The 21,785-nt window shown below is 46.9% G+C and carries 21 protein-coding genes; 20 read left to right on the forward strand and 1 reads right to left on the reverse strand.

What is annotated here, in order from left to right; genetic code table 11:
* The first annotated feature begins 31 nt into the window (after positions 1-31).
* From NFR62_RS00915 to ymfI, 9 genes are all read left to right on the forward strand, one after another.
* Positions 32-814, forward strand: a complete 783-nt coding sequence (locus NFR62_RS00915; protein WP_251612261.1) for an ECF transporter S component — start codon at positions 32-34, stop codon at positions 812-814.
* Between the two features lie 119 nt (positions 815-933).
* A complete protein-coding gene (locus NFR62_RS00920) occupies positions 934-2,574 on the forward strand; it encodes a hypothetical protein (RefSeq protein ID WP_251612263.1) in 1,641 nt (546 codons plus the stop codon).
* A 142-nt stretch (positions 2,575-2,716) separates the two neighbouring features.
* Positions 2,717-3,136 carry a tRNA (adenosine(37)-N6)-threonylcarbamoyltransferase complex ATPase subunit type 1 TsaE gene (tsaE, locus tag NFR62_RS00925; RefSeq protein WP_251612264.1) on the forward strand — a complete coding sequence of 140 codons (420 nt, stop codon included), beginning with the start codon at positions 2,717-2,719 and terminating at the stop codon, positions 3,134-3,136.
* The gene (locus tag NFR62_RS00930) at positions 3,123-3,425 is read left to right on the forward strand and encodes a YhbY family RNA-binding protein (protein WP_251612266.1); all 303 of its coding nucleotides are present in this window, start codon (positions 3,123-3,125) and stop codon (positions 3,423-3,425) included. The genes tsaE and NFR62_RS00930 overlap by 14 nt, the downstream gene beginning before the upstream one ends.
* On the forward strand, positions 3,422-4,063 hold the full coding sequence (tsaB, locus tag NFR62_RS00935) for a tRNA (adenosine(37)-N6)-threonylcarbamoyltransferase complex dimerization subunit type 1 TsaB (RefSeq protein WP_251612268.1): 642 nt from the start codon (positions 3,422-3,424) through the stop codon (positions 4,061-4,063). Before NFR62_RS00930 ends, tsaB begins: the two co-directional genes overlap by 4 nt.
* Positions 4,056-4,487: a ribosomal protein S18-alanine N-acetyltransferase gene (gene rimI, locus NFR62_RS00940; protein WP_251612270.1), complete on the forward strand. Its 432-nt coding sequence runs from the start codon at positions 4,056-4,058 to the stop codon at positions 4,485-4,487. The genes tsaB and rimI overlap by 8 nt, the downstream gene beginning before the upstream one ends.
* A 30-nt stretch (positions 4,488-4,517) precedes the next feature.
* A complete protein-coding gene (locus NFR62_RS00945) occupies positions 4,518-5,228 on the forward strand; it encodes an alpha/beta fold hydrolase (RefSeq protein ID WP_251612300.1) in 711 nt (236 codons plus the stop codon).
* Between the two features lie 18 nt (positions 5,229-5,246).
* Positions 5,247-6,854, forward strand: a complete 1,608-nt coding sequence (locus tag NFR62_RS00950; protein ID WP_251612303.1) for a Mur ligase family protein — start codon at positions 5,247-5,249, stop codon at positions 6,852-6,854.
* A gap of 23 nt (positions 6,855-6,877) precedes the next feature.
* Entirely contained in the window at positions 6,878-7,630 is a 753-nt protein-coding gene (gene ymfI, locus NFR62_RS00955; protein ID WP_251612305.1) for an elongation factor P 5-aminopentanone reductase, read from the forward strand.
* An 84-nt stretch (positions 7,631-7,714) separates the two neighbouring features.
* On the opposite strand, the gene NFR62_RS00960 is transcribed toward ymfI, so the two are convergent.
* Entirely contained in the window at positions 7,715-11,281 is a 3,567-nt protein-coding gene (locus tag NFR62_RS00960; protein WP_251612307.1) for a hypothetical protein, read from the reverse strand.
* A 335-nt stretch (positions 11,282-11,616) separates the two neighbouring features.
* Between NFR62_RS00960 and NFR62_RS00965 the strand changes: the two genes are divergently transcribed.
* The 11 genes from NFR62_RS00965 to NFR62_RS01015 all read left to right on the forward strand — a co-directional run bounded on the left by NFR62_RS00965 (position 11,617) and on the right by NFR62_RS01015 (position 21,774).
* Positions 11,617-11,985 carry a TSUP family transporter gene (locus NFR62_RS00965; RefSeq protein ID WP_251612309.1) on the forward strand — a complete coding sequence of 123 codons (369 nt, stop codon included), beginning with the start codon at positions 11,617-11,619 and terminating at the stop codon, positions 11,983-11,985.
* 31 nt (positions 11,986-12,016) lie between these two features.
* Positions 12,017-12,445: a sulfite exporter TauE/SafE family protein gene (locus NFR62_RS00970; protein ID WP_251612311.1), complete on the forward strand. Its 429-nt coding sequence runs from the start codon at positions 12,017-12,019 to the stop codon at positions 12,443-12,445.
* Positions 12,446-12,560: 115 nt separating this feature from the next.
* A complete protein-coding gene (gene rsxC, locus NFR62_RS00975; RefSeq protein ID WP_251612313.1) occupies positions 12,561-13,859 on the forward strand; it encodes an electron transport complex subunit RsxC in 1,299 nt (432 codons plus the stop codon).
* Entirely contained in the window at positions 13,856-15,010 is a 1,155-nt protein-coding gene (locus NFR62_RS00980) for an RnfABCDGE type electron transport complex subunit D (RefSeq protein ID WP_251612315.1), read from the forward strand. Before rsxC ends, NFR62_RS00980 begins: the two co-directional genes overlap by 4 nt.
* Entirely contained in the window at positions 15,007-16,203 is a 1,197-nt protein-coding gene (locus tag NFR62_RS00985; protein WP_251612316.1) for a hypothetical protein, read from the forward strand. Before NFR62_RS00980 ends, NFR62_RS00985 begins: the two co-directional genes overlap by 4 nt.
* Before the next feature lie 6 nt (positions 16,204-16,209).
* Entirely contained in the window at positions 16,210-16,815 is a 606-nt protein-coding gene (rsxE, locus tag NFR62_RS00990; RefSeq protein WP_251612318.1) for an electron transport complex subunit RsxE, read from the forward strand.
* Positions 16,812-17,393, forward strand: a complete 582-nt coding sequence (locus NFR62_RS00995; protein ID WP_251612321.1) for an electron transport complex protein RnfA — start codon at positions 16,812-16,814, stop codon at positions 17,391-17,393. The genes rsxE and NFR62_RS00995 overlap by 4 nt, the downstream gene beginning before the upstream one ends.
* A gap of 60 nt (positions 17,394-17,453) precedes the next feature.
* On the forward strand, positions 17,454-18,293 hold the full coding sequence (locus tag NFR62_RS01000) for an RnfABCDGE type electron transport complex subunit B (RefSeq protein WP_251612322.1): 840 nt from the start codon (positions 17,454-17,456) through the stop codon (positions 18,291-18,293).
* Positions 18,294-18,333: 40 nt separating this feature from the next.
* The gene (locus tag NFR62_RS01005) at positions 18,334-19,167 is read left to right on the forward strand and encodes a hypothetical protein (RefSeq protein WP_251612324.1); all 834 of its coding nucleotides are present in this window, start codon (positions 18,334-18,336) and stop codon (positions 19,165-19,167) included.
* Positions 19,168-19,300: 133 nt separating this feature from the next.
* A complete protein-coding gene (locus NFR62_RS01010; protein ID WP_251612327.1) occupies positions 19,301-20,401 on the forward strand; it encodes a leucine-rich repeat protein in 1,101 nt (366 codons plus the stop codon).
* A gap of 35 nt (positions 20,402-20,436) precedes the next feature.
* Complete coding sequence (locus tag NFR62_RS01015) at positions 20,437-21,774, forward strand: MATE family efflux transporter (protein ID WP_251612329.1); 1,338 nt, start codon at positions 20,437-20,439, stop codon at positions 21,772-21,774.
* Positions 21,775-21,785 lie beyond the last annotated feature (11 nt).

Below are 21,785 nucleotides of genomic sequence, written 5' to 3' on the forward strand. Positions count from 1 at the left end.
CGCCCCGTAAAATTTCGGAGGCGGTTTTTTTATGCGCGAAAAGTTTTTCACTACCAGAAATATTACCGTTGCGGCGGTAATGACGGCGATTTCGTTTGTACTTTATATGTTTGCCAAGTTTCCTTTACCTATGTTTTTTCCGCCGTTTCTCGATATTCAGTTTTCTGAAATGCCCGCTATGCTAACGGGATTTATGATGGGACCTATATGGGGTAGTTTGATTATTGTCTTTAAATGCCTTTTAAAGTTGCCGTTTACTTCAACTGCCGGGGTTGGCGAACTCGGAGACCTTTTAATGGGAATAGCATACGTTTTGCCCGCGTCGCTCATATATAAACGAAATCGCACAAAGTCGGGTGCTTTAATTGCGCTTGCTGTGGGAACCGCTTGCCAAATCGTTATTGCGTTGGTTGTAAACGGAGTTATGCTCATTCCGTTCTATGCGAAAGCTTACGGATGGGAAGCCGTTGTGGGTATGCTGACGAACCTGTTCCCCAATATTTCAAAAAGCAGTTTTTACCGTTTTTATTTACCGCTTTCGGTGTTGCCGTTCAATTTATTGCGTTTGTCGGTTTGTTCCGTTGTAACGTTCTTTGTTTATAAGCATTTACATAAGCTTATAAACCGCATGTTTGCACCGAGAACAAAGCGAAACGATTCTAACGCGCAAACGGCGTCGGAAGAACTTGCCGCTTCGGTTGAGCATAACTCGGTTGCCGCCGATTGCGATTCTAACATTCAAGCCGCAACCGAAGCTCTCGCAGCTTCGGCGGCTTCGGTGTCGGTTTCCGATTCGTTGCATAAAGAAGATTAGCGGCAAACTTGCCCCATGAATTTGCCCGCGCCGAAAGTACGCATAAGGATTGACTTTTTGCCTATAATATAGTACAATATATAGTAAGACGTTTGTACAAAAAGCGCGGGGAATGCAAAATGCAAGACAGAGAACAAATTCAAAAGGAAATCGACGCGGTAAGGTTGCAAATCAGTATTGTGGATACTGCGGCGACTACCGCTCCCGACGACGAAAAAGAGCGTTGGAGCAAAAAACGCATAACCTTGCAAACGCGGTTGGAAGCTTTGCAAAAAGATTTGGCGGCGTGTAAGGGAACCGATAGCGGCGTGCCGGTTTTTGACGATGCGGAAGCCGACGCAATGTTCAATCAAATTATTTTTGCCGAAGAGGGAAAGCCTGTGTCGGAACAGATGTCGGACGCGGTTTTTGAAGCGCAACCCGCTCCCGCCGAAATTTCGGATACTGAGGCGGACGAAATTCTTAACACAATTTTGTTTGCCGACGGCGGAACCGACGCCGTTAAAGTAGACGAACCGCAAGCGGTGACCGATGCCGAAACGGACGCGATTTTCGAACAGATTTTTTCTACTCCGGATTCGGTAACTTCGGATTTAAGCGAAGCGCAAAACGTTATTATGGCCGACGAGCCGCCCGCAGAACAAATCGAACCCGAAAATAAGTCGGAAGAGAGTGTGTTCGTTATGCCGCCTGCAGAACAGGAAATACAAGCGCCGAATTTCTCGGTAGAAGAAACCGATTCGGTAATTGCGATGATGCCGCAAGAAAACGAAAAAGAAGAGGAAGCGGAGCAACCGCAACCGTTAAAATCGGATACGCTTTTCGAGCCGTTGGAAAACGCGAAAGAGGAAAGCGTTTTCGCTCCCGAAATAAAAGAGACTGAAAAAGAAGAAAAAGCTACCGAGCCCGACGACGAGTTATGGGAACCGTCGGCAGTTAAATCGGAAAACGAAATAGAACGGAAAGCGGAGCCTGCGCAAGAATTGATTTTCGAAGACGGCGTTGCCGCTCGCTCTGTGTTCGAGCAACCCGTTGCAACCGAAAAAGCAGACGTTGTTAAAGAGTGCGAAGACGTTCGTGCGCCTTTCGTGCAACCCGCGCCGCTTGAAATTGACGCTCAAACTTCGCTTACTATCGAAAAGCTCAAAGCTGAAGCCGAAGAGGCGAACCGCAAGGCTCAGCTTGCTCTTGCCGAAGCTGAAAAACTGCGCGAGGAAGCCGAAAAAATAAAACTTGCCGCCGAAACCGAGCGCGCAATGTATTCCGCCGAAATGGAATTGCGCAGAGGAATAAGACAGCGCGAGGAAGCTATGCGCGACGAAGCGGCGCGCGCTGAAAAGGATAGAATAAACGAGAAAATCGCGCGCAGAAAAGCGGAAATAACAGAGATACGCAACGGCTTGCAAGACGTTAAAGATTCTGACAGCGCTTTCGCGTTGCGTGAAAAACTGTTTGCAGTGCAACTTGTGCTCGACGAAGACGAGCGCAACAGTCCGGAAATATCGTATCTTCTCACAAAATCGTTAGACGACCTAAGTCACGTTTTGGAAGTCTCCGAACTTAAAAGAAGACTTGCGGCTTTGGCGGCAGCAAAGAAGGCTGCGCCGAAAGCGGTGCCAAAAAAAGCGGCGCCCAAGAAAAAGGCCGCTAAGAAGCCTGCGAAAAAGAAGAGAATAGTAGCCGCCTCGCGTCGTCGTCCGCCTTTGCGTCCTTATGCTCGCCGTCGTCCGCCGTCGCGCTATTCGGCTCCTCGCAGATAGAGTTTAAATTTTTATTGAAAATATATAAAACGAAGTTCGAAAAAGCGGACTTCGTTTTTTTTGCTATGACGTTAAAACACTTTTTTGCGCGCTCGTTTCAGTCGCTTGCAAAATTTTGCAAGTTGTGATAAAATAAAAAGGTATGAAATACGTTAGCGAAAGCGAATCGCAAACTCTCGAAATCGGGCGCGCTCTCGGAAAAAAAATGCGCGGAGGAGAAATAATTACTCTTTCGGGCGATTTGGGTGCGGGGAAAACCGTTTTCACAAAAGGTATTGCGCTCGGGCTCGGCATTACCGACACGGTTGCGAGCCCCACTTTTACGCTGATGAACGAGTACGAGGGAAGAATAACGTTGTATCATTACGACGCTTACAGGCTTAACGGATGGCGCGAGGCGGAGGAAGCGGGACTAACCGAGTATTTCGGCGCAAATCGCGGAGTGTGCGTTATAGAATGGTGGGAAAATATAGCGGAAGCATTGCCGCGCGTTCGCACCGTTGCGGTAAGTATAAAATATAAAGACGAAAACGAGAGGATTATAGAAATTGTTGAACAGTAAGCAAAGAGCCGCGCTTCGTTCCGAAGCGGCTTCGGCAGTGTCGGTTTTTCAACTCGGAAAAGACGGAATAACCGACGGATTTATAAGCGGTTGCGATTCCGCGTTAACGGCAAGAGAGTTGATTAAAATTACGGTGCTTAAAACGGCTCCCGTGTCGCCGCGCGAAGCCGGCGAAGAAACTGCGCGCAAGTTGGGCGCCGAATTTGTGGCGGCAATAGGAAATAAATTTATATTGTACCGTTACAGCAAAAATAAAACCGAACATATAAAACTCGACTCGCGCTCATGAAATATCTTGCTTTAAACACGGCGGGTCATTCGGTTGAGGTTGCGCTCTCTACCGGTGGATTTTTTCGAGAAGAAGACGGCAAGTGCGCGTCCGCTACTTTAATGCCGCATGTAAACGAGTTGTTGGAAAACGCGGGGTTGACGCTTGAAGATTTAAATTATATTGCGTGTGTTACGGGGCCCGGCTCTTTCACGGGGATTCGCATAGGCGTTAGCGCCGTGCGTTCAATGTGCTACGCGCTCGGTAAGCCCGCGCTCGGCATTCACGAACTCAGAATGTTGGCATATAATAAAAGAGCCGACGGTTACGAAAAAATATTGTGCGTAACCGACGGAAGCAACGGCACCGCGTATATATGCGAATATGACGCCGACAGAAAGCCGCTAACCGATTGTTTGTGCGTGCCTATGAATGAGGCGATAGCGAAAGCGGAGAGCTACAAAGGCGTTGTGTGCGCCGACGAGCGAATTGCGACCATGTTGCCTAACGCGGTGCCGCCCGACAGCGATTGTTCGGCTTTGCTTCGCGCGGCGAAAGAACTTTCGGAGTGCGCGGGGGAATGGCAAAATCTTGTGCCCGAATATGTGCGCGAGTCGCAAGCGGAACGCGATTTAAAAGCGAGGGCGAAAAGTGTTTGAATTTCGCAGAGCTACGGTTGCCGACAGCGCGGTTATAGCGGCTATGGAAAAGGAATACATAGAGTGCGCGTGGTCTGAAAATACTGTGCGCGAAGCTCTTTCCGACGCCGACACTGCGGTGTATTTGCTTATTGTAAACGGCGAGACTGTGGGGTACGGCGGACTTAAAACGGTGTTCGAAACCGCCGAAATATACAATATTGCGGTTACGGCTCAAAACCGAAGAAAAGGATTCGGAAAAACTATACTCGCAAAGCTTTGCGAACATGCCGCTTATTCAGGCGCGCGAGAAATTCTTTTGGAAGTAAACGAGCATAACGAGGCGGCGCTCGCGCTTTATAAATCGTTCGGGTTTAAATTATTGAACACGCGCAAAAATTATTACAAAAGCGGCAGTGCGTTGGTTTTCCGAAAGGAAATTTGAGAAACGCGAAAAACTTCACGGAGTGAAAACATGCGTTATAACGGTACCGACATTTTTTGCAAAGGAAGCGGAAACGGTAAAAACGCGGTTGTTCTGTTACACGGTTGGGGCGCGTCGAGCGACGCAATGAACGGCATATTCGATTTTTTAATTCGTTGCGGCAGAACTGTATATGCTTTGGATTTTCCCGGTTTCGGAAAAAGCGATTTTCCGCCCGAAAGTTGGGGAATATACGATTACGCGGATTGCGTTCAATATGTTTTGGGAGAGTTGGGGCTCGTTAAACCTACTATTGTCGGGCACAGTTTCGGCGGAAGAGTGGCTCTCATACTCGGAGCGCGAAAAGCGGCGGGCAAATTGGTGCTCACGTCGGCGGCGGGGCTTAAACCGAAGCCGTCGCTTAAAAAAGCTATTGCCGTTCGCAAATACAAGGCGGCGAAAAAGAGAGGAAAAGCGCCCGAAAACGCGGGAAGCCCCGACTACGTCGCATTGCCGCCCGCAATGAAAAAAGTGTTTGTGCGAGTTGTAAACACTCATCTTGATTCGCTGTTGCCTAAAATAGACATTCCGACTTTACTGTTTTGGGGCAAAGACGACAAAGAAACTCCGCCCTATATGGCGCGCAGATTTCAGAAGCGTATTCGAGACAGCGGACTTATTATGCTCGAAGGCGCAGGTCATTTTGCTTACGCCGAAAGAAGCGACGTGTTTAATGCGGCGGTTAAGGTATTCACCGAATAGAACGGAGATAAAAACGATATGTACTATGCTTTAATATGCGGATTCAGCGCGGCAAGCGCGGTGCTTTTAACGGTTATGGGTTTCAAGATAATGCAAATCCTGCAATTGTCGTCTTATCGTGTGCGCGGATTGTTCGAGTGGCTCAAATCGACAAAAGCCGATTATGTGATTCGGTATTTTTCGGTCGCGTTTTTCTCGGTTGTGTGCATGCTCGTGTACACAGGCTGTTTCGGCGCTGTTAAATATGCGGCGGTTCGTTATTTGGGATTGCTTTTCTATTTTTTGAGTATAGTTATATTCGTTTGCGTAACGGCTAAGCAAAAGAAAAAAACGCCGCTTAAAATAACGCGCCGCATTGTTCGGCTGAGCATACTTTCGGCGATTATTTTCTGCGGGGCGTCTTTCGGATTGTTTATGCTCGGCGAAAGAACTTTGCTTAAAAACAATATTCGTTACAGTTTAGTAGGGCTTTTGCCTCTGTTCGTGCCGTTAATTATTTTACTTGCGTATTACATTTTGTTTCCGTTCGAAACGCTTAACAATTTGCATTACGAGGTTAAAGCGCGCAAAAAACTTGCAAATAATAAAGAATTGATAAAAATAGGCATTACGGGAAGTTACGGAAAAACCACGGCGAAAAACATTCTTGCCGCAATGCTCGAAGAAAAATTCCATGTTTTGTACAGCCCCGCAAGCTACAATACTCCGCTCGGCATAGCCAAAGTGGTGAACAACGAGTTAAAAGAAGAGCATAATGTTTTTATAGCCGAAATGGGCGCTCGTTACAAAGGCGATATAGCGCGTTTAACTAAACTTGTTGCGCCGAGTATGGGAATTATAACCGCCGTAGGGCGACAACATCTTGCCACTTTCGGTTCGGAAGAGGCTATAAGGGCTACAAAATACGAACTTGTGGAAGGACTTCCCGAAAACGGAACGGCGTTTTTTTCGGCGGATAACGAGGGTGCAAAACAAATGTTCGAACGCACGCGTGTGGAAAAAGTGCTTGCGGGCGGCGCCGAACACGAGGGCGTTTCGGTGTCGTATTCCGATGTTGAATTCGGGCAATTCGGAACGGCGTTCACGCTTTCGCACTGCGGGCAAAGCGAACGCGCCGTAACAAAGTTGCTCGGCAGGCATATTCCGTCGGTGGTGTCGCTTTGCGCGGCTGTAGCGCTAAAACTCGGAGTTTCGCTCGGAAAAATAGTTTCCGCAGTGGAAAAACTCCAACCTGTGGAACACCGCTTGCAGTTAATTCAAAACGGCGAGGTTACCGTGATTGACGATGCGTACAACAGCAATACGGAAGGAGCGAAAAATGCTCTCGAAGTTTTGAAAGCGTTTGACGGAACGAGAATTGTAATAACACCGGGTTTGGTGGAAATGGGCGACGGCGAAGAGGAAGCAAACAAGGTTCTCGGCGGAGAAGTTTTCGGATGCGCGGATTACGCCTTTTTTGTGGGAAGCAGAGCCGCCGCACTTAAAAGCGGCGCTTTAAACGCAGGAATGAGCGAAGAAAAAATAGAAGTTTGTTCGTCGCTCGACGAGGCTGTTAAAAAATCGAGTGAAATCGCGGGTAAGAAAACAATATTGTTTGAAAACGACTTGCCCGATAATTTGAATTAAAATAGTTTTCGGGAGAAAACGGAGTGGAATATAAAACAAACGTTAGAACGGCTTTTGTAACGGGCGGCTCGGGCGGAATAGGCTCGGCGGTTTGCAAGCGTCTTGTCGATTGCGGTTACAGAGTTGCGGTAGGATATTTTAAAGCAAAACAAGAAGCGGAAGCTATTGCGGACAAGCTATGCGGTTGCGGCAAAGAAGCTATTGCTGTAAAGTGCGACGTAACCGATTATTCGTCGGTATGCGATGCGAAAAAGCAAATAGAAAAAACATTCGGTTTTGCCGACACCGTTGTGAATAATGCGGGTGCGGCGGCATATAGGTTGCTGTGCGACGAAACGGCGGACAGCATAGAGCAAACCGTTTCGGTAGACCTTTTGGGCACTATATATGTTTGCAAGGCGTTTTCGCCTGATATGGTTTCGAACAGATTCGGGCGCATAGTGAATATAGCTTCGGTTTGGGGAATTTGCGGGGCGGCAATGGAAACTGTGTACAGCGCCGCGAAAGCGGGTGTAATCGGATTTACTAAGGCTCTTGCCGCAGAACTCGCGCCGTCGCTTATAACGGTTAACGCCATAAGTCCGGGCTTTATAGACACGCCTATGAATTCGCGTTTTTCCGTTGAGGAGCGCAAGGGCATAATCGACGAAATTCCCGCATGTAGGGCGGGAACTCCTGCCGACGTGGCTGCGGTTGTGAGTTTTCTTGCGAGCCGCGAAGTTTCTTACGTTACGGGGCAGAATGTGGCGGTGGGCGGAGGATATAAAAATTTGTGAACCGATTTAAAACGTTGAAAAAAACTCGCAAACTATATTAGCTTGCGAGTTTTTTTGTTTTGTTGCGTTTTAGTTGCGAATTTGTTAATCGTCGAATCTGTCTATAAACGAATCGTCTGCGGATTTGTTTGCATCGTCGGCAGCGGGGGATTGTGCGGGCGCTTCCGCAATTTTCGTTGTGTCGGTGTTTTCGGAAGTTTCCGTTGCGCCTTCTCCGTTTTCTGTTTCCGTTTTTTCTTCCGTAGCCGTTTCGGTTTTTTCGGTTACTTCGTCGGAAACGGTTTCCGCAGGAACTTCTTGAGCGGTTTCAGCTTTGGGTTTGGCTGTTTCGCTAACAGTGGAGTCGTCGTCGAACGATTCGTACTGTTCGTCGGTTGTGCCTGTTTCCACAACTTCGCTTACTTTTTCTTCTTCGTCAGCGTTCTTGTTGTGTTCTTGATTTAAAGTTGCTCTGCGGTCGTAAGACACAGTTTTTTCAATTACGCCTTTCTTAGCCGCGCGTTTTTCTATAGCCTTGCGGGTTATAAATCCTATAATTGCTATCAAGATTGCAATCGCAAACAGAATAGAGGGAATAAGCCACCAAGCGAGTTCGCCTTTTTCGCCGCTTGCATTGTCGTCGGAATCCGCGTCGTCGGGCGTGCTGAGGTCGGCTATAATCGAGTATTCTTTGCCGTCTTTAACTGCGGCAACAGCTTCGTCGTATGCCACGTTGGTTATGTCGGTGTACGATACGTTATTCATATAAGCTTTGCCGCTAATCCACTTCGAGGAAGAAGTGGAGTCGCCAAGCGAAAGTGCGAGCGAAACCGACGATTCGGTGCTTCCCGCTTTAATATAGAACGTATACGTTCTGAAATTCTCGTCGAGCACAGTTGCATCGGTATCGGAACCGTGCCTAATCGCGGTGTCTTTAATGTTTTTAAACGCAAAGTCCGTTCCGCTGAGCGAAAGCGTTGCGCCTACCGATTTTTCGTTGTTGCGCTCGGCTTCCGAGAACGATACGCGAAGCGACACGTCAATTTTGTAGTAAGTGTCGGCTTTAAGCGCTATAGAACCGTTATAAGAAACTTTTGACGCCGCCGAAGCTTTGTTTTCGAGCATGAGTATGCCGTAGCCCGCGCCGCCTTCCGAATTTTTAAACGAATCGGTTACTGTGGAGTCGTTGCCGGGACCTGCGGGGTCGAATATTCCGTAACGTACCGAAGAGGATTCTCCCGCGTCAACAGAAAGTTTCCAATCGTAAGCGTATTTTACATAAGAGGGGTCGTAAGCGTCGAATGCGTCGAAATCAATTGTTTTAAACGAATAAGCCGCTTGATTTATTTCGGAATTGCCGTTGTGCTTCGCTTCGGCATAAGCTTTCTTGAATTCCGAGAATTTAGTTGCCGCGCTCTTGGTTACGGTTGTTCCGTCCGCCGCTTTGTCGTCTTCCAAATCTTTGTAAGACACGCGTTCAACGAACACGCGACCGGACGAAGTTTTGGTATAATTGCTTTGTCTGTCGATATTTCCGAGCCAAATTTCAACGCTGAGAGTTGTTATATCGGCGGAATTAGGTTCGATATAGAACGTGTATTCTTTAAAACCGTTTGTGTTCTTGATGTTTTCTATGGTGGCGATTACTTGCGCGTCGTTTTTAAGAACAAGACTTGCGCCGTAGCCGTCTATGCCGTATGCCCAAAGCGACACTGTTAAAGCGCCCGGTTTATCGGCGGTAACGGTGAAATTAGACGAGCGGTAGCAGAACGCCGTAGGGGTTTTGCTGTACAGCATAAGAACGCTGCCGTCGCCGTTGCGGGGATTGATTATGTTTTCGCCGAAGTCTTTATAGTGTGCTTCGTATGTCGCTTTGTCGGTGGGAATAATTCCGCTTATTATATCTTCGGTTTTAATATGCGACATGTTCGAGGAATAGTCTGTTGTGCCTACCGTGTCGGGAGTGTGTTTGGTCCAATCGGCGGGGGCGAGGGGATAGGCAAAATCGTCGTATTCGCCTATTTGATAGAATTCGCCGTTCGATATTCCGGTGTCGGTGAAATTACGGAAAGTGTTTCCGTTCGCACCCGCAGCGGTGTCTATGTCAACCGAAGAACCGTTTCCGCTGTGTTTTGTGTATAATTCGGGCGATATTTCTTCAATCGTCACGTTGTCGAACATAGCGATTCCGCTGCTTTCGCTACCGTCCGTTCCGAGCCAACATTCAACGCTCGCCTGATAGTCTTTAAATACCGAAGCTTTTACGAAAATAGAATGGAATTCGTAGCCGCCGCGAGATTTATTTTCGGAATTGCCGTTGCAAGCGGTTTTGGTGTGGAACAGGTTGTCGCCCTCGTATTCTTTGTCGGCTTCGTTGCGAACAACCGAAAGCGCGAGAGTAGCGCCCGAGCCGCTTCCGTCAGATATGTCTTGAGTTTTCACCCATGCCGAAACGCGGTAATAATGATAGCGTTTCAACGTGAATTTGCCCGAACTCATACCCACCGCAACCGAGCGGAAATCGCCGTCGCGGTAAGAGGAGAGCACCAAAATTCCGCTGTCGCCGCTCCTGTATTTTCCGTTGGAAGAAAGGGGGTCGGAAGTAAGATTGTAAACGTTGTCTTTGTCGAATGTGCTGTTTGCGTCGTATACGCCTATCGGCAAAAGGTTGGGGTTGGTGCCTATTGCAACGCGTTGCCAACCGTCGAGCGAAGGCTCTTTCGTTGCGGAATTATAAAAATCAAGGTTCGAACCCGCTTCGGTTGCAAGCGCTTCGTCCGATTTTGCGGAGTAGTCGAATTTTTTAACGTGGTCGGATTCGTCTGCGGATAAAAATTCGGACGGCGAAATTTCGAAAATTTCAACGTTGTCGAACAGTGCGTAGCCTGTTGCGGGTTCGTAATGAATTGCGTCGTCTTGCGTGTAGCAGTCGCCTACTTGCAAGCTGATTGTTACAGACTGCGATTCGTAAGAGGACGAAGCCACGAAAAACGTGAAATCTTCCCAACCGTAGCGGTCGGTGGAATTCCAACCGTAGTTGTTTGCTTCCGAAAGGGGATAGAGGTCGTCAACCGTGTTGATGTTCGAGAAAGCCACGTTGCCGTCGAGCCCGTTGATTCTTATTGCCGCGCCGCTGCCTTTTGCGAAGCTGCCTGTTCTGACGGACGCGCTTACTCTGTAAAAGCGGTTGGCGTTAAGGGTTACGCTACTTGAAGTGTAGCCGTAAGCCGTGCCTTTTGAAGTTCCGTCGGGGCGAACGTTTATGAACAAAACGTTGCGGTTTGTCCCTTCAAGCTTGTCCGCTCCGAAAGGAGAATCCGGAGCTACGTTATCCGGAAATTCGTCGGGATAGTCTTCGGCAAGCTTATAGCTGTTTCTATTGCTTGCGTACGAATCGAGCTCCATAACGCCGCCTATTGCGGTGCCTTCGCCTTTTCCGTTAATGCCGCCGCCCGTCCAACTGTCGGGAGTTTTGGGCGCGGAACCTGTGCTCGAAGAAAATTGATTGTTCGAGGGGTGCGAGGCAACTCTTTGAAATGATAAGTCTTCGCTTTCTTCTGCGCGCGCCCACAAGCCGACCGTGCTTACGGAGGCTATTACGCCGAGCGCGAGCGCCAAACTTATCAGTACGCAAAGAATCCGCGATGTTTTACGATTGAATGCTTTGTCCATCTTGTCACCTTTCAGTAGTATTTGATTCATTTAAGCAGATATGCGGGCATCGTCAAAATTCGCCATACCGCATACATTATAATATTATATACTATACGGCTTTTTTTTGCAAACGATTTTAAGCGATTTAAGCCGTTTTTTCTATTGTTTTACAATACAAGGGATATTGCCTGCATGCAACCGAGCGTTTGCAAGCGGTTTTACTTATCGAACAATAAAATTTAATGTGCGCCGAAAGATTAAACATTATTAAATGCGGGGAAAATAAGTATATGCGGCGCAGTGGAAAACTACAGCGTTTTAACGTTAATATTTTTCGGAGACAATTTTGAAAGGTGAATAAGAAAGCTCAAACGGTGGTTAAAGTGGGCGGAGGCTTGCTTGTAGGTTTTGTAAACGGTTTTTTCGGAGGCGGCGGCGGAATGCTTTGCGTGCCGTTGCTCGAAAAAGTGCTCGGCGAGCCCACTAAAAAGGCGCACGCCACAGCCATTCTCATAATTTTGCCGATAAGCATTGCAAGCGCCGTAACTTATCTTGTGAACGGATATTTTTCGCTTGCCGGAACTCTTTCTACGGGCGGCGGCGTTATAGCGGGCGGTGCGGCGGGGGCGCTCTTGCTTAAAAAACTTCCACCGTTCGTAGTGGGAATAATATTCGCGCTAATGATGGTTGGCGTCGGCGCCCGTCTCGCGTTTTTTTCTTAAAATAACTACGGTGGGAAACGTCAAATAGAAAATGAAAATACTCGTGTATATAATAATCGGCATAGTGGGCGGCGTTATAGGCGGCATGGGAATGGGCGGCGGAACGCTGCTTATTCCTCTACTCACGCTTTTTACGGAAACGGAACAGCATATTGCGCAAGCTATAAACCTAATTGCTTTTATTCCTATGTCGGCTGTCGCGCTGTTTATCCATGCCAAAAACAAGTTGCTCGATTGCAAATATCTTCTTACCGTTGCGCTGCCCGCCGTGGCGGCGAGTATACCGGCGTCTTTATTAGTTAAATATGTGGGCGGAAAATCTCTGTCTAAATACTTCGGTTTCTTTTTAATGGTGCTCGGAATATATCAACTTGTGTCGTTAATAGTGGTTAAAATCAGAAAACGGAAGAATCGGAGCAATAAAGACAAAATAAGTCTTTACAAAAGTGTTTATAAATGATATACTTTTAAAGTATTTCCGATTTTTGTCAAGCGAACGTTTGAAAACGGAAAAATTTTTGAGCGACAAAGCCGAAAAGCGCTTTCGCTCTCTTTTAGGTTAAAGGAGGCAATGTTTGGAAACTTTTCCTCACGGAATTCATCCCAAAGGAAATAAGGAGCGCTCTGCGAACGCGGCTGTATCTGAATTTTCGACGCCTGAAATAGTTGCCGTTCCGCTTTCGCAACATGCGGGAAAGGCTGCGATTGCGGCTGTTTCGAAAGGCGACTACGTTAAAGTCGGGCAAAAGCTCGGCGAGGCGGACGGAGCGATTTCCGCCGCAGTGTTTTCTTCTGTTTCGGGCGAAGTTACGGCAATAGAAAAACGTCCTACCGCTACGGGGCATTGCGAACACGTTATTATTAAAAACGACGGGAAGTACGACGAAGAAAAGCTTGCGCCGTTAAAAAATCCCGCTCCGGAACAAATTGTTCGACGCATTGCCGATTGCGGAATAGTGGGAATGGGGGGCGCGGGATTTCCTACTGCGGTAAAACTTGCCCCGCGCGACAAGGTGGATACTTTAATTATAAACGCGGCGGAGTGCGAGCCTTACCTTACTTGCGATTACCGAATATTAAAAGAATATCCACGCGAATTTCTTTTGGGAGCGCGCTATATTGCCGCCGCTTTGGGGCTTGAAAACTTTTTTGTGGGGCTTGAAGCGAACAAAGCCGACGCCGCCGAACTGCTCGAAAAAACGGCTTCCGATAACGGTATATCGGCAAAAACAGTGCTATGCCACACAAAATACCCGCAAGGAGCGGAGAAACAGTTAATATATGCGGTAACAAAACGCAAGGTGCGCGTTGGAAAATTGCCCTCGAACGTAGGCGTTATAGTGTGCAACGTTCATACTGCGCTTTCGGTGTTTTACGCTGTTGAAGAAGGTGAAAAATCGTATAAACGTATTGTTACAGTTTCGGGCGGCGGAGTGAAAACTCCCGCTAATTTTTGGATTAGAACGGGAACGCCCGTTTCGACGGTGCTCGACGCGTGCGGCGGAATAGGAGACGACGCCGTAAAGTTGTTGATAGGCGGACCTATGATGGGGTTCGCGCAATCGAACGGCGACATTTCTGTTACAAAAACTACGAGCGGAATACTTCTTTTAACTGCCGACGAAGTTAACTCGGAACAGTCGGGACCGTGCATAAATTGCGCGAGTTGCGTTAAAGCGTGCCCTATGAAACTTATGCCCGTATATATAGACGCCTGTATTCTATCGGGTGACGTAAGCGGCGCCGAAAAATACGGCGCCATGAACTGCATAGAGTGCGGTAGTTGTGCGTTCGTTTGCCCCGCGCGCCGTCCTCTTGTTCAGAGTATGAGGCTTGCTAAGAAAAAAATCAGAGAAAAGGGAGGCAAACGATGAAAAATCTTACCGTTTCGGCGTCGCCGCACGTTGTGCAAAAAAACAAGACGACGCGCGGAATAATGCTCGACGTGCTTATAGCTCTTGCGCCCGCGCTCGTTATGGCTGTGTTATATTTCGGCTATCATGTGCTTTTAAACGCGATTGTGTGCATGGGGAGTTGTTTTGCTTTCGAATTGCTGTATACTTTGATTTTGAAAAAGGACTTTTCCAAAAAGGCGGTTAAATCTTCGTCATGTTGGGATTGTTCGTGCCTTGTAACGGGATTGATTCTTGCTCTTAATTTGCCGCGAGTTATAACGGTTAAATCTTGGGATTTTAACGTTTATCGTGCTATGCCTAACATAGAAGGTGTGCGCGCGGTGGATTATGTGGCTTTCAGCGGCGATACTTTGATTTTATGCGTTGTTGCAAGCTTGGTTGCAATCGTTCTAATTAAGATGCTTTTCGGAGGGATAGGCAAGAATTTCGCAAATCCTGCGGCAACCGCCAGAGTGTTTCTGTTTTTGGCGTTCGGCTTAACATGGGCGAACACTACGGGGCTCGGAAACGTTTTGCCCGCGTCTACGGGCGCAACGTGGCTTAGCGGCGATAAACTTACTAACGCCGACAATTTGTTCGTTAATTTGTTTATAGGAAATCGGGGCGCGGCAGCGGCGGGCGAAACTTGCATGATAGCGCTTGCGGTGGGATATTTGTATCTTTCAATCCGCAAAGTAATCGATTTCAGAATACCTCTTATAATAGTGGGAAGCGCGGCTGTTTTCGCGCTGTTGTTCGACGGGTTGCCTAATAAGCTTTCGGGCGCGCGCCTTATAAACAACATGGCGGCGCACGTTATGAGCGGCGGGCTTGTGTTCGGTTCTGTTTTTATGGCTACCGATTATTCCACAAGTCCCAACACTTTTTGGGGAAACGTATTGTTCGGCGTGGGAATAGCTCTTTTCACAATGCTTATACGCGTGTTCGGCGGCTATCCCGAAGGCATGAGTTTCGCTATTTTAATTATGAACGCCGCTGTGCCGCTTATAGACAAATTTATTTACCCTCGTCCTTTCGGATATTTTAAAAAGCCTAAGGAAAAGCCGCTGAAAACTCCCGACAGTCCTCTTCCTTATAACGAGACCGAAAAAGGAGGAATCAAAGCATGAGCGACGTAGTTGCGCAGAAAAAAACGGAATCGGAGCACGAAGCCGAAAAGATGATGAACGATACGACGCGAGAATTGCGCGGCGATAAAAAGTCTTTCGTGCCGTCGGGCGGAAATGGCAAAACTATGAACAATACGCTCAAATGCGTTATTGTGCTCGCGCTTATAGCGCTTGTATGCGTTTCTTTGCTTGCGTTTGCAAATAAGTTTATGAAAGTTGAAATTACTCTCGATAAAGCCACAAGCTCGCTTATAAACAAAATTGCGCCTACGGGAGTAGACGACGATGCGGCGTTCGGAGAAAGGCATATACAGTTGGTCGATTTGAGCAAGGGCGGTTATGCCGTTTCCGACCTTGACGCCTATAATAAAACATACGGAACTTCCACTCAAAAGGTGCGAGCGTTATATACGAGCAAAAATGTGAACACCGGTAAAGTTACGCTTGTGGTTGAAGCCGAAGGAAAAGGGCATGTAGACGCAATCGTGCTGTTGATAGCCTACGACGACGACAATAAAATTTCAGGCGTGGCGGTAAAGTCGCAGGCGGAAAGTTATTGGGATAAACTCGAGGGTAGACAGGATGTTTTCGATGCGTTTATAGGAATGTCGGGCAACATAACTCATTCGCAAATAGCTACGTCTACGGGCGCTACCAACTCTTTGCGCGGTATGGCGGACGCCGCAAGCATTGCAAACGGATTTGTTGCGCGGGCAAGGGGCGAGAGTTCTTCGGCTCCTACCGAAGAAACTGACGAAGCTAAGCTGTCGCAGTTGCGTAAGGTGTCGGACGCAAGCAAATTTACTCGCTATACGGTGGGCACCGCCACAGTAGCCAACGTTTTCAAGGGCGACAACGGCGACGTTGTTGTGGAAGCGCGCGGCGACGGCGGCTCTTACGGAAAAGTAACTTTATTGGTTAGAGTGGCGGGCGGCAAAGTTGAAAAGGTTGCCAGAGTGCCCGGAACGGACTCGTTCGACCCGACCGACAATAACGATTCGTCGGTGTTTAGAAACGACGCCGTGTTAAACGAAATATTCGTTGGAAAAACTCTTCAAGAAGTTTCGGGCTTACCTGAGAACGGACTTGCGGGCACTACGGGTGTTACGGAATCGGGAAGAGGGCTTATAAGCGCGGTGAAAAACGCTCTCGAATATGCCGCGAGTTTTAATTCCGAAGAAAAGGGAGAATAGCGCGAAATGGATATGAAAAAATTTAAAGAAACCGCGCTCGGGGGAGTGCTGAATAATCCCGTGTTCGTTTTGGTGCTCGGAATGTGCCCAACCATAGGAATGTCTACCAACGTAACGAACGCGCTCGGGCTCGGGCTTGCAACTGCGTTCGTGCTTGTGTTCTCAAACGTGTTCATATCGCTTCTTAGGCGGGTAATTCCCGATAAGGTGCGGTTGCCGTCGTATATCATAATAATAGCAACGTTTGTGACGCTCGTTAAAATGTTTTTGGAAAAGTTTTTGCCGTCGCTTAACGCGTCAATCGGAAGATTTATTCCTTTGATTGTGGTAAACTGTATTATTTTAGGGCGTGCGGAAGCTTTTGCGAGTAAAAACGGAGTAGGATATTCCGCGCTCGACGGTTTGAGTATGGGGCTTGGTTTCACTTGTTCGCTCGTTATTTTGGGCGGCGTGCGTATGCTTTTGATAGCGGCGGGCTTCGAAGTGTTTAAGACGGCTGCGGGCGGATTTATAACTCTCGGTTTGTTGATGGCTCTTTTCAACTACTTGCTTGGAATTTACCGTAACGCCGCGAAATCGAAATTGCTGTTTAACGGAGGAAATATGCTATGAGTGTGGCAAGCATAATAACGATAGTTGTGTCGGCTATTCTCACCGATAACATAGTGCTAAGCAAAACGCTTGGAATATGCCCGTTGCTCGGCACGAGTAAAAAGACAGATTCCGCCGTAGGCATGGGGCTTGCGGTAACCTTCGTTATAACCGTTTCGAGTATCGTTTGTTACGGGCTTTTCAAGTTGCTCGACTTTTGGAATATCACATACCTGCAAACAATCGTTTTTATTCTTGTTATAGCGTCGCTTGTGCAGTTGTTGGATATTGTGTTAAAACGGTTCAGCCCCACACTGTATAATTCGCTCGGAATTTATCTTGCGTTGATTACAACGAATTGCACTGTGCTCGGTTCCGCCAACATGGTTATAGATTACGGCTATAATCTTTTGGAGACGTTTGTTTTCGGATTTTTCACGGGAATAGGCTTTACTATGGTGCTTATTCTAATGTCGGGCATTCGTGAAAAACTTAACCGCACGCATATTCCGAAGCCTTTCGCGGGTTTTCCCATTGCGCTGATTATTGCGGGAATTTTGGCTATGGCGTTCGGCGGTTTTACCGGATTTTCGTTTTAACGTTTAAAGAAACTTTCGAAAGAACTTTCCGCTATAATTGCGGTAAAACAGGGAGTTAGTATGGAATTTTTTATGACGTATATTTTGCCTGTGCTCGTTGTGGGCGTGCTTGCGGCGGTGTTTGCGTTTTGTCTCAGCTTTTTGGGAGAAAAACTTGCTATAGACAGAGACGCTCGAATAGACGAAATAGAGCGAAATCTTGCGGGTGCGAATTGCGGCGGTTGCGGCTATCCGGGTTGCGCGGCGTTTGCCGAAGCCCTTTTTAAAGGAGAGGCAAAACCCGACAGATGCAATCCTACGAGCGCGGTAAACAAAGCCAATATTGCCAAAATTTTGGGCATGAGCGAGGAAAAGAGCCGCGAAACGGTGGCTGTTGTTCATTGCATAGGCGGAAACAAATGCAGGAACAAATACGATTATCAAGGATACGGCGATTGCGAATCGGCTCAACTCATAGCCGACGGCAACAAAGCTTGCGAAGTGGGTTGCATGGGGCTGGGGAGTTGCAGCGAGAGTTGCAAATTCGACGCGATTTCGGTTGATAGGGATTTGGGGTTTGCAATAGTAGACAGTCCTAAATGCACGAGTTGCGGCGCTTGCGTTGCCGTTTGCCCCAAGAAGATTATAGGCCGCATTCCCAAAGACGCGAAAGTTTATGTTGCGTGTTCAAACACTCACAGAGGAAAAGAAGTGAGTTCGGTTTGCGAACGCGGTTGCATAGGCTGCGGATTATGCGCCAAAAATTGTCCTACGGGAGCGATAGAACTTTCCAACAATCTTGCGGCTATCGATTACGATAAGTGTATAGGCTGCGAAAAATGCAAAGAAGTTTGTCCCCGAAAGTGCATTTTGCCGTTCGATATGTACGACAATGCGGCAAAAAGATTGAAAAACAAGTAAATTACGGTTAAAAATCTGTTAAAATGCCGATAATAACAGCATGAAAATTCGTGTGTTAAAAAAATTATCGGCATTACTTGCGGCGCTTTTGGCGCTTACGCTTACTTTTTTCGCCGTAACCGGTTGCAGTGAAAAAAGCGACATGAAAAAGAACGCGTCGGGAACTGCGATAGCGCTCGGGCACGGCAACTGCGTAACCGAAGCCACCGTTATAACCGACGGCTTCGGAAGAGTTAAAAGAGTGCTTTTCGACGACATATTCCCCGCGAGCAACGTATACAATAACACGGCGCTCGGAACCGACGCTGAAATCGTTAGCGTGAGCGGCAAAGATTATTACAAATATTTGCGTATCGGCGACAAATATTTTTCGGTGGGCGAAAACGGAATATATTCCGAAATAGGCGCTACGGGTGGTATAACCGACCTTATGAACTACTACAAGACGCCCGCAGGCGTTCGTTGGTATTACGAAAGCTTTCTTTCGGGCAACCTTTATATTTGCAAAGAGTCGGAAGAGGGCAAAGCTGTGGGCGACGTGAAACTTGCCGACAAATACAAGTTTAACACGCAATACGGCTCTATGCGCAAACGTTATTCTCGCTATTGGAGCACGCAGGGCAGCGATTTAGGTCAGGTTAGCGGACTCGGATTTGTAGGCAATATGGATATGCTTGAAAATTATTTGCTCGAATACGGTTTCGACGCAATCGGCTCGGAAAACGCAATCGCGCTTCCAAAGTCGGAGAACAATTCAAGCAATCGTAACGTTATAGGCGGAGTAACCACAGGAGCCACATTGAGCAAAGACACCGCCATATATTTGAATACGGCGAAAGAAGCATACAATAAGGCGATGGAAGCCGCAAAGTAAATTTTAAAATAAGCGAAGAGCGAGCGTCGGGAGTTTTTCTCGGCGTTCTTTTTTATTGCGTTTTAAAGCGAAAACTTGACACTTTGGCGGCTGTGGTATATAATAAATACGGAATTTGTCGGAGGTGTGCGCAATGTCCGAAAGTGAGGAAAATCGAATTGTTGTAGAAAACGAGTGGCATAGAATATCAAAAACCGTTAAATGGGATGAAGAATGTTTTTCCGATTTCGTTCGTCGTTTTGCGTTTGCTTCCGAGACGGTTTTTGCGCAATACGGGAGCAATTTTGCTTTTACTTGCGGAAAAAAATTCGAATTTGAAAATGTAGAGTTAAGTTCTTTGAATTTTGTTGTTCCGAACGAAATAGAGAATTATTCACATATAGCAACTGCGGCGGCTTCGCGCAAATTTTTTGCGGGTAAATCGAAGCTTGACGATTGTTACGACGCCGTTGCTATCGCTAAAAAATCGGCACAGTTTGCCGAAGCGCGAAAAACACTTTCGGATACGCTATTTGAGGAAAAAAGAAAAGAATTTTTATCTCTGCGGCTTGAAGAGGAGCAAAAAGCTGCACATATAGCCGAAGAAGCCGCGAAAAAGCAAACAGAAGAGGAGCAAGCGGCTATGCTTGCTTTTAATTGCGAGCGAGATAAAAAGAATAGACGGGTAGAGCCCATTGTAACCTTTTGCATACTTGCCGTTTTCGCCGCAATATTTATTACTTCGTGCAGTTTGTTTTTTATTTGTAAACGCACTTCATATTGTGTCTTTTTTATTATAAGCAGTATTCTTATGTTTTTGGATTTGATGTATACAGGGGGAGTATTTCTTTTAAGAGCGAACTGTAAGTATACCGTAGATTCCGTCGGAGTAATTATTAACGGTTACGGTGATGCAAGTCAGTTAACTTCTTCGGAGAAAAAGACAAATAAAAAAGAATTGACTATTCCAAATATATGGTATGAAAACATTGTGTATGCGTTGGGCGAAAACGCCTTAAAAAATTCTTTATACACAAAAGTTACGGTGGGAACCAACGTGCGAATAATAGCCGAAAACGCTTTGTCGGATTGTTCGCAGTTAAAGTGTGTTGTGTTGCCTAAAAGCGTGCAAAAAATAGGACTCGGCGCTTTTGCGAATTCTCCCGCCGTGCTCGAATATCAAGGCTCGCGCGAAGAGTGGGAGAAAATAGAAAAAGACAAGTCGGCGAATTTTAACGTTCGCTTTTGCGGCTGACATCGATAAAATCAGAAAAAGGATTCGTGCATAAAATGATTAAAGACATGACTACGGGGAATCCGGCAAAAGTAATTCTCGCGTTTTCGTTACCAATGCTGCTAAGTATGGCTTTTCAACAGCTCTATAATATTGCCGACAGCGTTATAGCCGGCAGGTTTGTGGGAAAAGACGCTTTGGCGGCAATAGGCTCTTCATTTCCCGTAACAATGCTCTTTCTTGCCGTAGCTATGGGTGCGAGCGTCGGGAGTTCGGTTGTTATATCCCAACTTTTCGGCGTTAAAAAGCTTGCGAAAATGAAGTCGGCAATATGGACGAGTATTATTGCCATAATGGCGCTTGCTGCGCTTTTAACGGTTGTAGGGCTTATTATTTGCAAACCCATTATAAAATTGTTGCAAACGCCTACCGAAATTTTTTCGTCTGCAAACACATATTTATACATATATATTGCGGGTTTACCGTTTTTGTTTTTATATAATGCGGCTACGGCTATATTCACCGGGTTGGGAGACAGCAGAACGCCGTTATATTTTTTGATATTTTCTTCGGTTTTCAATATTGCGCTCGACATAGTTTTTGTAACTGCGGTAAAAATGGGCGTTTCGGGAGTGGCGTGGGCGACGTTTATTGCGCAGGGTATAAGCGGAGTGCTCGCTATGGGGACTTTGTTTATTAGAATCGCAAAAATCAAAAACGACGAAAAATATAAGAAATTCGATTTTTCGCTTTTAAAAAATATTGCGAGCGTCGCGGTGCCGAGCATATTGCAACAATCGTTTATATCGGTAGGGCAGCTTTGCGTGCAAGGGCTTATAAATTCTTTCGGAACCGAAACGATAGCGGGTTACAGCGCCGCCATTAAGGTGAATATTTTTTGCGTCGCCATATTTAATACAATGTCTAACGCGTTAAGTTCGTATACGGCGCAAAATACGGGCGCGGGCAATTATGAGCGCGTTAAAAAAGGCTATCCCGCCGCCATAGCCATTATAATGGTGCTTGCGGTTGTGTTCGCGGCGGTTCTCGTGTTTCTCGGAAAATATCTTGTGGCGTTTTTTACCGACGGCAAAGACGACGCAAACGTAATAAATTTAGGCAAGCGATTTTTATGGTTTGTGGCGGCGGGTTATCCCGTTGTGGCATATAAGGTTATAACCGACGGACTTTTGCGCGGTTCGGGATTTATGTCGGCGTTTATGATTTCCACTTTTACCGACCTTGTTATTCGCGTGGTTGTGTCGTTCGCGTTCGCTCCGCTTTTGGGCTTTACTGCGGTTTGCTTGTCTTTTCCCGTAGGGTGGGTTCTCGGCGCTATCGTTAGCATGGGATTTTATTTGTCGGGAAAATGGAAGAATAAAGTTAAGGTATAATTTAAGTAGTA

It is taken from the genome of Pumilibacter muris (genome assembly GCF_943193045.1).
Lineage (GTDB): Bacteria > Bacillota > Clostridia > Christensenellales > Pumilibacteraceae > Pumilibacter > Pumilibacter muris.